Raw genomic sequence first — 13,858 nt, 5'->3', positions numbered from 1 at the left:
CATCCATCCCCACCCGGAGCCCCGCCCCATGAGCACCAAGTTCACCCCCGACCACGAATGGATCAACACCACCGACACCGCCGCCGCGGTGGTGGGCATCACGCCGCACGCGCAGGACGCACTCGGTGACGTGGTCTTCGTCGACCTGCCCGAGGTGGGCAAGAGCTACAAGAAGGGCGAAGTCGCCGGCGTGGTCGAGAGCGTGAAGGCCGCAGCCGACATCTACATGCCCGTGACGGGCGAAGTGGTGGAAATCAACAGCGCGCTGAAGGACGACCCGTCGCTGGCCAACAGCGACCCGCTGAACACCGGCTGGTTCTTCAAGGTCAAGGTGGCCGACACCGCCGAGCTCGACGGCCTGATGGACCCGCCGGCCTACGACGCGCTGCTGAAGACCCTGTAAGCCCCTGCCCTGCTGCCCCGCTGCCCCACCGCCCACGCCGGAACCCCGCCATGTTGATGTCCGCCCTGAAGCCCCTGGGTGAGCTCGAGAACGCCACCGAGTTCGCCGCCCGCCACATCGGCCCGTACGAAGACGACGAGCGGCACATGCTCAGCGTCATCGGGGCGGCCAGCCGCCGCGCGCTGATCGAGGCCATCGTGCCGCGCACCATCGCGCGCACCAAGCCCATGAGCCTGCCGGCCCCGGTGACGGAAGCGCAGGCACTGGCCGAGATGAAGGCGCTGGCGCAGAAAAACCAGGTGCTCAAGAGCTTCATCGGCCAGGGTTACCACGGCACGCACACGCCGGGCGTCATCCTGCGCAACATCCTCGAGAACCCGGCCTGGTACACGGCCTACACGCCCTACCAGGCCGAGATCTCGCAGGGCCGCATGGAAGCGCTGGTGAACTTCCAGACCATGGTCTGCGAACTCACCGGCATGGCCATGGCCAACGCCAGCATGCTGGACGAAGCCACCGCCGCCGCCGAGGCCATGACGCTGGCCAAGCGCAGCGTGAAGGCCAAGAGCGACACGATCATCGTGGCCGGTGATTGCCACCCGCAGACCATCGAGGTGCTGCAGACGCGCGCCGCACCGCTGGGCCTGAAGGTGCTGGTGGGCGTGGCGCCGCAGCTGATGCAGGAACACGACTACTTCGCGGTGATCGCGCAGTACCCCAGCACCAGCGGCTTGATCCACGACCTGAAGCCTTTCGTCGAACAAGCGCACGCCAAGGGCGCGGCCTTCATCGTGGCTGCCGACCTGCTGGCGCTCACGCTGCTGGTGCCGCCGGGTGAGTTCGGGGCCGACATCGTGGTGGGCACCACGCAGCGTTTCGGCGTGCCCATGGGCGCCGGTGGCCCGCACGCCGCCTACATGGCCTGCCGCGACGAGTGGAAGCGCAGCATGCCCGGCCGCCTGGTGGGCGTGAGCATCGACAGCCACGGCCAGCCCGCCTACCGCCTGGCGCTGCAGACGCGCGAGCAGCACATCCGCCGCGAGAAGGCCACCAGCAACATCTGCACGGCGCAGGTGCTGCTGGCGGTGATCGCGAGCATGTACGCGGTCTACCACGGGCCCGCGGGCCTGAAGCGCATCGCGCAGCGCGTGGCCAGCTACACGGCCATCCTGTCGCAGGGCCTGCAGCAGCTGGGCCGCCAGGTCATCACGCCGGCGGCTTTCGACACGATCACCATCGCCACCGGCGCCGACACCGACACCGTGCTCGCCAAGGCCCTGGCCGCGGGAGCCAACCTGCGCCGCCTCTCGCCCACGCACCTGAGCGTGGCGCTGGACGAAACCACCACGCGCGCCGACGTGAACGCGCTGTGGTCGTGGTTCGCCAAGGACGGCCAGGCCCTGCCCGAGTGGGCCGCCTTCGAGAAGGGTGTGGACAGCCTCATCCCCGAAGGCCTGCGCCGCACCAGCGCCTACCTCACGCACCCGGTGTTCAACACGCACCACAGCGAGACGCAGATGCTGCGCTACATCCGGTCCTTGAGCGACAAGGACCTGGCGCTGGACCGCACGATGATCCCGCTGGGCAGCTGCACGATGAAGCTCAACGCCACCAGCGAGATGATCCCCATCACCTGGCCCGAATTCGCGCACATGCACCCCTTCGCGCCGCGCGAGCAGCTCGCGGGCTACTGGGCGATGAACGACCAGCTCTGTGCGTGGCTCTCGCAGGCCACGGGCTACGCCGGCGTGAGCCTGCAGCCCAACGCGGGCAGCCAGGGTGAATACGCGGGCCTGCTCGTCATCAAGGCCTGGCACGAGAGCCGTGGCGAAGGCCACCGCAACATCTGCCTGATTCCTGAAAGCGCGCACGGCACCAACCCGGCCAGCGCGCAGATGGTGGGCATGACGGTGGTCGTCACCAAGTGCGATGCGATGGGCAACGTCGACATCGACGACCTGAAGGCCAAGTGCGAGCAGCACAGCGCCAACCTGGCCGCGGTGATGATCACCTACCCCAGCACGCACGGCGTGTTCGAGGTGCGCGTGAAGGAGCTCTGCGCCCTGGTGCACCAGCACGGCGGGCGTGTGTACGTGGACGGCGCGAACATGAACGCGCTGGTGGGCGTGGCCGCGCCGGGCGAGTTCGGTGGTGACGTGAGCCACCTGAACCTGCACAAGACCTTCTGCATCCCGCACGGCGGTGGCGGCCCCGGCGTGGGCCCGGTGGCGGTGGTGGAAGACCTGGTGCCTTTCCTGCCCGCGCACCGCACGGCGGGTGTGGGTGGCGCGCACAGCGTGGGCGCCGTGAGCGCCGCGCCGCTGGGCAACGCCGCGGTGCTGCCCATCAGCTGGATGTACTGCCGCATGATGGGTGCCGAGGGCCTGCGTGACGCGACCGAGGTGGCGATTCTTTCCGCCAACTACATTGCCGCGCGCCTGGCCGGGCACTTCCCTGTGCTCTACAGCGGCGGTGATGCCGGCCTGAAGGGCGGCGGCGTGGCCCACGAGTGCATCCTCGACATCCGCCCGCTGGCCAAGACCAGCGGCGTGGGCGCCGAAGACGTGGCCAAGCGCCTCATCGACTACGGCTTCCATGCGCCCACGCTCAGCTTCCCCGTGGCCGGCACGCTGATGATCGAGCCCACCGAGAGCGAGCCGCTGGCCGAGCTGGACCGGTTCTGCGACGCGATGATCGCCATCCGCGAAGAGATCGCGAAGGTGGAAAGCGGCGCCTGGCCCCAGGACGACAACCCGCTGAAGAACGCGCCGCACACCGCGGCCTCGCTGCTGAAGAGCGAGTGGGCCCACCCCTACACGCGCGAAGAAGCCGCCTACCCGGTGGCCAGCCTGCGCAAGCAGAAGTACTGGGCGCCGGTGGGCCGCGTCGACAACGTCTGGGGTGACCGCAACCTCAGCTGCAGCTGCCCGCCGCTGAGCGACTACGCCTGAGTCTGCAGCCATGGCCGTTTCCGTCTTCGACCTCTTCAAGATCGGCATCGGCCCGAGCAGCAGCCACACCGTGGGCCCGATGCGTGCGGCGCGCCTGTTCACGCTGCGGCTGGCGCACGACGGGCTGCTGCAGCGCACCGCGCGCGTGCTCAGCCAGCTCTACGGCAGCCTGGGTGCCACCGGCAAGGGCCACGGCAGCGACAAGGCCGTGCTGCTGGGCCTGGCCGGGCACGAGCCCGACACGGTGGACGTGGATGCCGTGCCGGCCCTGCTGGCGGCGATGCGCAGCCAAGGCCGCATCGCGTTGCTGGGCCAGCACGCGGTGGCCTTCAACGAGAAGGACGACCTCAAGTTCTTCCGCCGCGAGAGCCTGCCCTTCCACGCCAACGGCCTGCGCTTCACGGCCTTCGACGCCGAGGGGGCCGAACTCGCCAGCCGCGTGTACTACTCGGTGGGCGGCGGCTTCGTCGTCAGCGACGAGGTGGCGGCCGATGGCGCGAAGCAGAAGGTCATCGCGCCCGACACGACGGTGCTGCCGCACCCCTTCCGCAGTGGTGAAGAACTGCTGCAGCGCTGCCAGGAGATCGGCGGCAGCATCGCCGCGGTGATGCGCGCCAACGAAGGCCACTGGCGAAGCAACACCGAGATCGACGCCGGCCTGCTGAAGATCTGGGGCGTGATGCAGGCCTGCGTGGAACGCGGCTGCCGCACCGAAGGCGTGCTGCCCGGCGGTTTCCAGGTCAAGCGCCGGGCCAAGCCGCTGCGCGACGCGCTCACCGCCCACCCCGAGCAGGCCCTGCGCGACCCGCTGCAGGTGCTGGACTGGGTGAACCTCTACGCCCTGGCCGTGAACGAAGAGAACGCGGCTGGCGGCCGCGTGGTGACGGCGCCCACCAACGGCGCGGCCGGCATCGTGCCGGCGGTGCTGCACTACTACACGCGCTTCGTGCCGGGCGCCAACGACACTGGCGTCATCGACTTCCTGCTCACCGCCGCGGCCATCGGCATCCTCTACAAGGAAAACGCCAGCATCAGCGGCGCCGAGGTGGGCTGCCAGGGCGAGGTGGGCGTGGCCTGCAGCATGGCCGCCGGCGCGCTGTGCGCGGTGATGGGCGGCACGCCGGAGCAGGTGGAGAACGCCGCCGAGATCGGCATGGAACACCACCTGGGCCTGACCTGCGACCCGGTGGGCGGGCTGGTGCAGATACCCTGCATCGAGCGCAACGCGATCGCCAGCGTCAAGGCCATCAACGCCGCGCGCATGGCGCTGCGCGGCGACGGCACGCACTTCGTCAGCCTCGACAAGGTCATCAAGACCATGCGCGAGACCGGCGCAGACATGATGAGCAAGTACAAGGAAACGGCCCGCGGCGGGCTGGCGGTGAACATCGTCGAGTGTTGAACACGCCTCGCTTGCAGGTGACCAAAGCCGCCATAAATCACTGAAGTTCGCCAGGCGGCGGCCGAAATGTCCAGGACATGGGGCTTGAGACCCCCCCTGGAGACCTGCATGTTCCGACTTCTGCGTTCCCCCCTGGCGCCAGGCCTGTGGCTGATGCGACGCCTGCGCCTGCCCTTGAAGCTGGGATTGCTGGGCCTGACCCTGTTCATCCCGCTGCTGCTGCTGCTGGTGCTGCATGTGCAGGTGCTGCGCACCCAGGCTGGCATCACCGCTGCAGAGGCCGAGGGCACCCGCGTCGTGAAGGCCATGCTGGACGTGGCCGACCTCACACAGCAACACCGCGGGCTGACCAACCGCGCCCTCAGCGGCGACGCTGCAGCGGCGGCACCCCGTGACGCCGTGCGCAGCAAGCTCACGCTGGCGCTGACCGAGGTGGACCAGGCCCTGGCCGCCGCGCAGCGCTTCGACTTGAAAGACCATTGGCCTCGCATCCGCGGCGCCGTGGCTGCGCTGGGCCAAGGCCAGCACGACGCGCAGCGCCAGCGCGCCTTTGCTCAGCACACCGAGCAGGTGGAAGCGCTGCGCACCACGGTGCTTCTGGCCGCCGAAAGATCGGGCCTGCTGCTCGACCCCGAGGCGCACACCTTCTTCCTGATGGACCTGCTGGTCGAACGCACGCTGCCCTGGACCGAGACCCTGGGTCTGATGCGCGGCCAGGGGGCTGGCCTGCTGAGCCGCGGTGACGCTTCGGCCACCGAGCGTGCGCAGATGCTCGGCCGCGTCGAGCAGGTGCGCCAGCGCCTGCTGGACAGCGAGCACCGCGTGCAGGCGCTGCAGCGTGCCGGTGGCGCCGTTCCCACAGGCTACGAAGAGGCGCTCAAGCTCAGCCGCCAGTTCACGGAGCAAGCCGAACAGGTCTTCACGGCCGAGGCGCTGAGCGGTGATGCCGCGGCCTTCTTCTCGGCAGGCACGGCCGCCATCCAGGCCGTCAATGTCTTCGGGCACGGGGCCGGCGATCAGCTGCTCGCCGCACTGGACGAGCGAGCCGGCCGGCAGAGCGCCGAGACCTGGCTGACGATCGGCGCATCGACCGTGGGCGTGCTGCTGGTCATCTACCTCTCGGCGGCCTTCTACATTGCCATCACGGGTGCGCTGCGCCACCTGGGCAAGGGCATGGCCGCCGTGGCCGAGGGCGACCTCTCGCACCGTTTCGAGATCCACGGGCGCGACGAGGTGGCAGAGATCGGCCATGTGGTGGAAGGCATGGCCGCGCAGTTGTCCAGCCTGGTGGCGGAGATCCGCAGCAGCGCGGTGCGCGTTTCTGAAACCGGCCGCACGCTGGCCGAAGGCGGCAGCGCACTGGCCCTGCGCACCGAGCAGCAGGCTTCGAGCCTGGCCGAATTCGTGGCCACCGTGCAGGACACCAGCGGCAAGGTGGCCGCCAACGCCAGCTCGGTGGCCGAACTGGACGGTCTCACGGCAGCCCTGCACCGCAAGGCCGAGAGCGGCAACCAGGAGATGGCCGAGACCGTGGGCTCGCTGGGCCTGCTGGAGAACGGCTCGCGCCGCGTGGGCGAGATCATCGGCGTCATCGACGGCATCGCCTTCCAGACCAACATCCTGGCGCTGAACGCCGCCGTGGAAGCCGCACGTGCCGGCGAGGCCGGCAGGGGCTTCGCCGTGGTGGCCAGCGAAGTGCGCCAGCTGGCGCAACGCAGCAGCGCGGCGGCGGCCGAGATCCGCCAGCTCATCGGCCAGTCGCGCGAGCAGGTCGACAGCACGGTCGACAGCGTGCAGCGCACCAGTGCCGTGCTGGGCGAGCTGGTGGACGGCGTGCGCCAGGTCTCGCAACGCCTGCGCGAGATCGCCAGCACCAGCCAGCAGCAGAGCCAGGGGCTGGAGGAGATGAGCGCTGCGGTCGGCAACCTCGACGAGATCACGCGGCAGAACGCCGCGATGGTGGACGACTCGCGCAGCGCCTCGCAGGCGCTGGTGACGCGTGCGGAAGCCCTCTCCACGGCCGTGGCCACGATGCGCCTGCGCCAGGGCAGCGCCGACGAGGCCATGGGCCTGGTGCAGCGGGCGCAGGCGCTCATCGGCCAGCGCGGGCTGGAAGGCGCCAGCGCCGAACTGCACAGCGCCGAGGCGGGCTTCGTCGACCGCGATCTCTATGTCTTCGTCATCGACCGCGAAGGCCGCTACCGCCTGCACGGCGCGAAGGCGGCCATGGAAGGCCACCGCGTGCACGAGGTGCCGGGCATCGAGGGCGACCGCTTCGTGCGCGACGCCTGGGCTGCGGCCGAGGCCGGCGGCGGCTGGATCGACTACACCATCGTGCAGCCCAACACCGGCGCGGTGCTGCCCAAGATCTCCTGGGTGGTGCCCTTGAAGGGCGACCTGCTGCTGGGCTGTGGCATCTACCGCCAGACGCAGGACACCGGCCAGCGAGCGGCTGCGACCGGCCAGGCCGCCGCGCCGCAAGCGCAGGTGGGCGGCCGTGGGGCCGGCCCCGCGCCAGCCGCGGCCGCCAGCGCCTACCGTGCCGGCGTGCGCCCGGCCGTGGCCCGGCCATAGCGGCAGTCGTCAGCGCGGGCGCGTCTCGGCGGCTGTCGCCAGAAGCTGGCGCGCGCGCGTCGCGTAGCTGCGCCATGGCGACAGGTCGGCGGCCGTGCCGGCCGCGTACTGCGCCGAGGCGAACGAGGTGCCGGCCCCGCCGAACGCCAGCAAAGCGGCACGCAGGGCTGCCACGTCGGCGGGTGCCGCCGCCGGGCTGGCCACGAAGGCCGGCGCCTCCAGGCGCCCCAGCGTCAGAAAGCGGCGGAAGTCGGGGCTGCCGGGGGGCAGCGAGTCGCGCAGTGCGGTGTCGGGGGCGCCAACGAAGTCGACATCGCCACGGCGCACGGCCAGCACGGCGCCCGACAGGTTGGCATGCGGGCGCAGCTCGACGGCCGACACGAGCCCGCGCTCTTCGCGCCACCGCTCCACGGCCAGCGCCGCCAGTGTCAATGCGCCACTCAGGCCGATGCGGCGCCCGCGCAGCGCCTGCAGCACTGCGGCCGGGGCTGCGTCGGCCGGCCACGGTGCTGCCATCTCGGGCGGCTGCCACAGCGCCAGCGTGGACTCCGCCGTCGACCGGGCGACCAGCGTGAAGCCCCAGTCCTCGATGGCCATCAAGGCCAGGTGCACCGGCATCAGCGTGAAGGGTTGGTCGGGGGCGCGGGCGTTGTCCAGCATGCGCTCGAAGCTGGGCGCTGTGTAGAACTCGACCTCGCGCTGCAGCCGCGCGGCCAGGTGCAGGCGCAGCGGCTCGAAGGTGCCCATCAGCTGGCGCGGCGACAGAAAGGGCGTCAGCCCCACCTTCAGCCGCTTCGCCCCCTGCGCAACGGCCCAGGGCGTGGACAAGGCCAGGCCCGCCGCGGCAGATGCCAGCGACCATCTCTGCAGGCACAGGCGTCGGGTGCAGAGCCCGGGGTGGCGCGTTGGGTTCATCGGGGCAGTGTCAGCAAGACCGTGTCCAGCCAGGCCAGGAACTGGGGCACATCCAGCGGCTTGGTGAAGTATCGGTCGAAGCCGGCTTCAACACCGCGCGCGCGGTCGCGCGGCAGGGCGTTGGCGGTGAGTGCGACGATGGGTTGCTGGCGCAGCGCCGGCAGCGCGCGAAGGCGGCGGCACAAGGCGTAGCCGTCGATGCCTGGCAACGCGATGTCCACCACCACCAGGTCGGGCCGCTGCGCGGCAGCGCTGGCCAGGCCCTCTTCACCGTCGGCGGCGCACAGCAGGCGCACGCTGGGGCGCAGGCGCAGCACCTCGGCCAGCAGCTCCTGGTTGGCGCGGTTGTCCTCCACGTACAGCAGCGTCCAGCGTGCCGCCACGTCGCCGCCAGCTGCGGGTGCGGCGTTGGGCGCCGGCGGCTGGCTGAGGCTGGCACGCGCCAGGCGCACCGTGAAGGTGGTGCCGACACCGGGCTCGGAGTCGACGTCGAGCGTGCCCCCCATCAGGGCCATCAGACGCTGCGTGATGACCAGGCCGATGCCGGTGCCCTCGACCGCGCTGCTCTCGGCACCCAGGCGGTTGAAGGGCTGGAACAGCGAAGCGCGCTGCTGCTCGTTGAGCCCGACGCCACTGTCGACCACCGACAGCTGCACAGAAACCTCGTCAGCCGCCACGCGCACGTGCACGCGGCCACCGGGCCGGTTGTATTTGCAGGCGTTCGACAGCAGGTTCACCAGCACCTGGCGCAGGCGTGTGGCGTCGCCGCGCACGGCCAGCGCCGGCGGCAGCGGATCGACGTGCAGCGACAGCTGCAGCCGGCGCGCCTCGGCATCCACCATGCGCAGGCATTCGCCGAGCACCGGTGCCACCGCCACCGCATCCATCGACACCACCAGCGTGCCCGCCTCGATGCGCGAGAGATCCAGCACGTCGTTGATCAGGTCCAGCAGGTGCCAGCCGGCGCTTTCGATGTGGCCCAGTTGCTCGTCCACGCCCTGCGGCGCAGCGCGCTCGCGCAGCCGGAGCACCTGCGCGAAGCCCAGAATGGCGTTCAGCGGCGTGCGCAACTCGTGGCTCATGCGCGAAAGGAACTCGGTCTTGGCGCGGTTCGCCGACTCGGCCAGGTCGCGCGCGGTGGCCAGTTCGGCGGTGCGCTCGGCCACGCGTCGTTCCAGGTCCTCGTTGTTCAGCTGCAGGATGCGCTCGGCCTCGACACGCGCGGTGATGTCGGAGAACGAAGTGACGGTGGCATAGGCCCGTCCGGCACCGCTGGCCAGCAGCGGCTGCGAGTTGATCGACAGCCACACGCGGCTGCCGTCGGGGCGGTGCACGCCCATCTGCACGTCGAACACCGGCTGCCCGGTGCGCAACGCGACCACCGAGGGGTGTTCGGTGAAATCGAAGGGCCGGCCCTCGGGATCGGTGGCGCGCCAGCGCGGGTCCATCGAATCGACGCCCAACAGTTGCTCCCGGCTCAGGCCCAGCAGGCGGCAGGCCGCGTCGTTGCACTCCAGCACACGGTCGCCGTCGTCCTGGAACACCACGCCTTCGGCCAGCGCGCCCACCAGGGTGCGCTGGCGCAGTTCGGCGTCGTGCAGTGCGGCCACGCGCTGGCGCAGGGCCTGCGACATGCGGTCGAAGGACTGGGCCAGCCGCGCCACTTCGTCGTCGCCGCTGACGTCGAAGGAGACCTCGCCGTCGCTGACGGCCAGGCGGTCGGCCGCGGCCGACAGGGCCGCCAGCCGGCGCGTCAGCAGCGTGCCCAGCAGCAGTTGCAGCAGCGCCGCTGCCACCGCGCCGGTCGCGCCGATGATCAGCAGGTTGACGGTGACAAGCTGCTCGGCCTGCCGCAGGGCCTGGTCAGACACCCCGAAACGGAAGGTGCCGCGTGTTCGGCCCTCCATGGCCAGCTGGCCCTCGAAGTGGAAGACGCCGTCCACCGCCTGCAGGTTCTGACGCAGCGCTTCGCTGGCCGGCGTGGGCGGTGGCGGCACGGACGGCGCGCGTCCGGCCTGCGCGAAAAGGCCACCGTCGACGTCGCGCACCTCGACATAACGAAGCGAGCCTTCCCGCACGAGCCCCTGGAGCAGGTCTTCGGCGGCGGCCAGGTCGCGCTGCAGCAGCATGGGCGTCAGCGCCGCCGTCAACAGGGCGGTACGCCTCTCGGTGCCACGCGCCACCTCGTCACGGAGCGCGTCATGCATCACCACGCGTGCGGCCAGCAAGCCGGCCGCCAGCACGGCCACGAAGACCAGCAGCGTGGTAACGACAAATCGCGTGCGCAACGAGGTCATCACGCCCGATGTTAGGCGGGCGACGCTGCCCTGGGGTCCACCGAAACCCTTCTCTGCGCCGGCAGTCCGCGGCGCCGCGGGCCCGCGAGTCGCCTGTGGGCGCTTCAGTCGCGGTCGGCGGGCATTTCCAGCGGCATCGCTCCACCGGCCGCCGGCAGCGGCTGGGCCGCCGGCTTGCGCCGGCGCGCCAGGTAGCTGTAGAGCACCGGCACCACCACCAGCGTCAGCACGGTGCTGGTGATCACGCCGCCGATGATGGCGCGGCCCATCGGCGCCTGGATCTCGCCGCCGTCGTTCAGCGCCAGGGCCAGCGGCAGCATGCCGAAGACCATGGCCGCCGTCGTCATGATGATGGGGCGCATGCGGGTCATGCCGGCGGCCAGCAGCGCGTCGGGCACGCTGGCGCCGCGGGCGCGCTCGTGGTTGGCGTAGTCCACCAGCAGGATGGCGTTCTTCGTCACCAGGCCCATCAGCATCACCAGGCCGATCATGCTGAAGACGTTGAGCGTGCTGTTCCAGAACAGCAGCGCCAGCATCACGCCGATCAGTGCCAGCGGCAGGCTGGCCATGATGGCCAGCGGCTGCAGGAAGCTGCCGAACTGGCTGGCCAGCACGATGTAGATGAAGATCACCGCCAGCGCCATGGCGCTGAGCAGGCCACCGAAGGCCTCCTGCTGCTGCTGCATGCCGCCGCCGATATCGAAGCTGTAGCCCGGCGGCAGCGTGGTCTCGCGCACCAGCTTCTGCACATCGGCGCCCACCTCACCGGCACTGCGCCCTTGCACGCCGGCGAACACGGCCTCGCGGCGCTGCAGGTTCTGGCGGCGGATGACCTCGGGGTTGAACACCGTCTCGATGGTGGCCACGCTGTCCAGCGCGATGGGCGTGCCGTCCTTCGCGAAGGCCACGGGCAGGCTGCGCAGCTGCTCGATGCGTTCACGCTGGCTTTCGTTCAGGCGCAGCACCACGTCGACCTGGTCGCCGTCGGGCGTGGTCCAGTAGGTGGCGGTCTCGCCGTTGACGTAGGCGCGCAGGCTGCTGGCCAGCTGCGGCGCGGTGAGGCCGAGCTCACGCACGGCGCCCGGGCGCAGCTTCACGGCGTAGGCGGGCAGGCCCTGCTGCACCGAGCTTTCCACGTCGGCGATGCCGGGGATGGCCTTGACCTTCTCGGCGAAGTCTTTCGCCACCTTGGCCAGCCCCTCGGCATCGCTGCCCAGGATGGCCACGTAGATGGGTCGGTTGAAGCCCACGCTGGCATCGGTGCCGGGGATGCCGGCGATGGCCTTGCGGATGGCCTCTTCCACCTCTTTCTGGCTGCGCTTGCGGTCCTTCCTGTCCTTCAGCGCGATGCTGAGCCAGGCCTGGTTGCGCTGGCCGGGGCCGCCCACCCAGGTAGAGACGTCCCGCACCTCGGGCATGGCCATCACGATCTCTTCGATCTGGCGCGCCTTGGCGTCGCTGCGCTCCAGGCTGCTGCCCACGGGCATGCGCAGCGCCAGGCGCGTGAAACCCTGGTCGGTCTCGGGCGCGAACTCGCTGCCCACCAGGGGCGCCAGCGCCAGTGCGAGCACGAAGCTGGCGATGCCGCCGGCCACCACCACGCCGCGCGGCGTGATCGTGGCGCTGCGGAAGCGCCGCGCCAGGGTGCGCTGGCGCTGGCCGTCGGCGCCGAAGGGCCGCCCGTAGACCGGCAGCCAGATGCGCCAACGGCGGCTGCTGAAGATCCAGCGGATGCTGCGCTCGTAGGCGCGGTGCAGCAGGTCCATGCCGGTATCGGTGGCGCGCAGCGCGTGGCCGATGACGGGCCAGCGCTTCAGGCGCGTGCCCGGGGGGTCGTGCCACACGCTGCTGAGCATGGGGTCGAGCGTGAAGCTCACGAACAGGCTCACCAACACCGCCACCACCACGGTGATGCCGAAGGGGTAGAAGAACTTGCCGATGATGCCGCCCATGAAGGCCACGGGCGCGAACACCGCCACGATGGCGAAGGTGGTGGCCATCACGGCCAGGCCGATCTCCTCGGTGCCTTCCCGTGCGGCGCGGAAGTGGTCCTTGCCCATGCCCACGTGGCGCACGATGTTCTCGCGCACGACGATGGCGTCGTCGATCAAGAGGCCGATGCAGAGCGACAGCGCCATCATCGTCATGAAGTTCAGCGTGAAGCCGAAGGCATAGACGGCGATGAAGCTGCTGATCACCGCGATGGGCAGCGTCAGCCCCGTGATGATGGTGCTGCGCCAGCTGTGCAGGAACAGGAAGACGATGGCCACGGTGAGCAGCGCGCCTTCGATCAGCGTGTTGCGCAGGCCGCTCAGGCTGCCCTTGACCCAGTCGCTGCTGGCGTTGATGACGCGCACTTCCACATCGGGCGGCAGCTGCGGCTTCAGCTCTTCCAGCGCCTTCTTCACGGCCTCGCCGGCGGCCACGATGTTGGCGTCCTGCTGCTTGAAGATGTTGAAGCTGATGGCGCGCTGGCCGTTGATGCGGGCCACCGAATCGGGCTCGCGCTCGCGCTCCACCAGCGTGCCCAGGTCAGACAGCGTCAGGCTCAGGTTGCCGCGCCGGGCCACCACCACGTTCTCGAACTGGCGCGGGTCGCGCACGCGGCCTTCCACGCGCAGCAGCGCGTCTTGCGTGCGGTCGCTGATCAGGCCCACGGGCTGGTCGGCGTTGGCTTCGCGCAGCGCGGTGGCAATCTCTGCCGGCGTCACGCCATAGGCGCGCAGGCGCACCGGGTCGAGGTCGATGCGCACCTCGCGTTCGGTCAGGCCGTTGACCTCCACGCGCGCCACGCCTTCCACGCGCTGCAGGCGCTTGGCCACGGTCTGCTCGCCCAGGATGGAGAGCTCGCGCGCGCTGCGCGTCTTGCTGACGATGGCCATGGTGACCACCGGCTCGCTGTTGTCGTTGTTCCAGCGCGCGATGGTCGGCGCCTTCACGTCCTTCGGAAAGCTGCCCTGCACGCCGGCCACGCGGTCGCGCAGGTCTTCCATCGCGCGGCCCATGTCGGCGTCGAGCTTGAACTCGACGTTGACCCAGCCCGTGCCCTCGCGCGCACCCGAGGTGATGCGCTTGACGCCGGCGATGCTGTTGACGGCTTCTTCCAGCGGCTTGACGAGCTCACGCTCCACGGCCTCGGGCGAGGCGCCGGGGTAGCGCACCTCCATCCAGGCGCCGGGGAAGGTGATGTCGGGCATCTGCTCGACGCCCAGCTTGTTGTAGCTGAACAGGCCCAGCACGCACAGCGCCACCATCACCATGGCGGCGAAGACCGGGTTCTGGATGGAAACGCGGGTGATCCACATGGCCGCGCCCC

Annotated in this window: 7 protein-coding genes; 4 read left to right on the top strand and 3 right to left on the bottom strand. The window is 70.4% G+C overall.

The window, feature by feature from the left end; genetic code table 11:
- Positions 1-28: 28 nt before the first annotated feature.
- The 4 genes from gcvH to EOE66_RS14055 all read left to right on the top strand — a co-directional run bounded on the left by gcvH (position 29) and on the right by EOE66_RS14055 (position 7,330).
- Complete coding sequence (gcvH, locus tag EOE66_RS14070; RefSeq protein ID WP_128229364.1) at positions 29-403, top strand: glycine cleavage system protein GcvH; 375 nt, start codon at positions 29-31, stop codon at positions 401-403.
- Positions 404-453: 50 nt separating this feature from the next.
- Positions 454-3,354, top strand: coding sequence for an aminomethyl-transferring glycine dehydrogenase (gene gcvP / locus EOE66_RS14065; protein WP_128229363.1), 2,901 nt, complete (start codon positions 454-456; stop codon positions 3,352-3,354).
- 10 nt (positions 3,355-3,364) lie between these two features.
- Positions 3,365-4,756 (top strand): L-serine ammonia-lyase, encoded by a 1,392-nt coding sequence (locus EOE66_RS14060; RefSeq protein ID WP_128229362.1) that lies wholly within the window; start codon positions 3,365-3,367, stop codon positions 4,754-4,756.
- 108 nt (positions 4,757-4,864) lie between these two features.
- Positions 4,865-7,330, top strand: coding sequence for a methyl-accepting chemotaxis protein (locus tag EOE66_RS14055; protein ID WP_164885106.1), 2,466 nt, complete (start codon positions 4,865-4,867; stop codon positions 7,328-7,330).
- A gap of 9 nt (positions 7,331-7,339) precedes the next feature.
- On the opposite strand, the gene EOE66_RS14050 is transcribed toward EOE66_RS14055, so the two are convergent.
- From EOE66_RS14050 to EOE66_RS14040, 3 genes are all read right to left on the bottom strand, one after another.
- Complete coding sequence (locus tag EOE66_RS14050) at positions 7,340-8,245, bottom strand: PhnD/SsuA/transferrin family substrate-binding protein (RefSeq protein ID WP_128229360.1); 906 nt, start codon at positions 8,243-8,245, stop codon at positions 7,340-7,342.
- Positions 8,242-10,542: an ATP-binding protein gene (locus EOE66_RS14045; protein WP_128229359.1), complete on the bottom strand. Its 2,301-nt coding sequence runs from the start codon at positions 10,540-10,542 to the stop codon at positions 8,242-8,244. The genes EOE66_RS14050 and EOE66_RS14045 overlap by 4 nt, the downstream gene beginning before the upstream one ends.
- 104 nt (positions 10,543-10,646) lie before the next feature.
- Positions 10,647-13,847: an efflux RND transporter permease subunit gene (locus EOE66_RS14040; protein ID WP_128229358.1), complete on the bottom strand. Its 3,201-nt coding sequence runs from the start codon at positions 13,845-13,847 to the stop codon at positions 10,647-10,649.
- Positions 13,848-13,858: the final 11 nt, after the last annotated feature.

The sequence above is a fragment of the Rubrivivax rivuli genome (assembly GCF_004016505.1).
In the GTDB taxonomy this organism is placed as follows: Bacteria; Pseudomonadota; Gammaproteobacteria; order Burkholderiales; family Burkholderiaceae_C; genus Rubrivivax; species Rubrivivax rivuli.
This window is presented reverse-complemented; position numbering and strand designations above follow the sequence as displayed.

Bases quoted from the DNA above. Each gene is read 5' to 3' on its own strand.
- gcvH (WP_128229364.1), top strand. From the start codon at position 29: ATGAGCACCAAGTTCACCCCCGACCACGAATGGATCAACACCACCGAC.
- gcvP (WP_128229363.1), top strand. From the start codon at position 454: ATGTTGATGTCCGCCCTGAAGCCCCTGGGTGAGCTCGAGAACGCCACC.
- EOE66_RS14060 (WP_128229362.1), top strand. From the start codon at position 3,365: ATGGCCGTTTCCGTCTTCGACCTCTTCAAGATCGGCATCGGCCCGAGC.
- EOE66_RS14055 (WP_164885106.1), top strand. From the start codon at position 4,865: ATGTTCCGACTTCTGCGTTCCCCCCTGGCGCCAGGCCTGTGGCTGATG.
- EOE66_RS14050 (WP_128229360.1), bottom strand. From the start codon at position 8,245: ATGAACCCAACGCGCCACCCCGGGCTCTGCACCCGACGCCTGTGCCTG.
- EOE66_RS14045 (WP_128229359.1), bottom strand. From the start codon at position 10,542: ATGACCTCGTTGCGCACGCGATTTGTCGTTACCACGCTGCTGGTCTTC.
- EOE66_RS14040 (WP_128229358.1), bottom strand. From the start codon at position 13,847: ATGTGGATCACCCGCGTTTCCATCCAGAACCCGGTCTTCGCCGCCATG.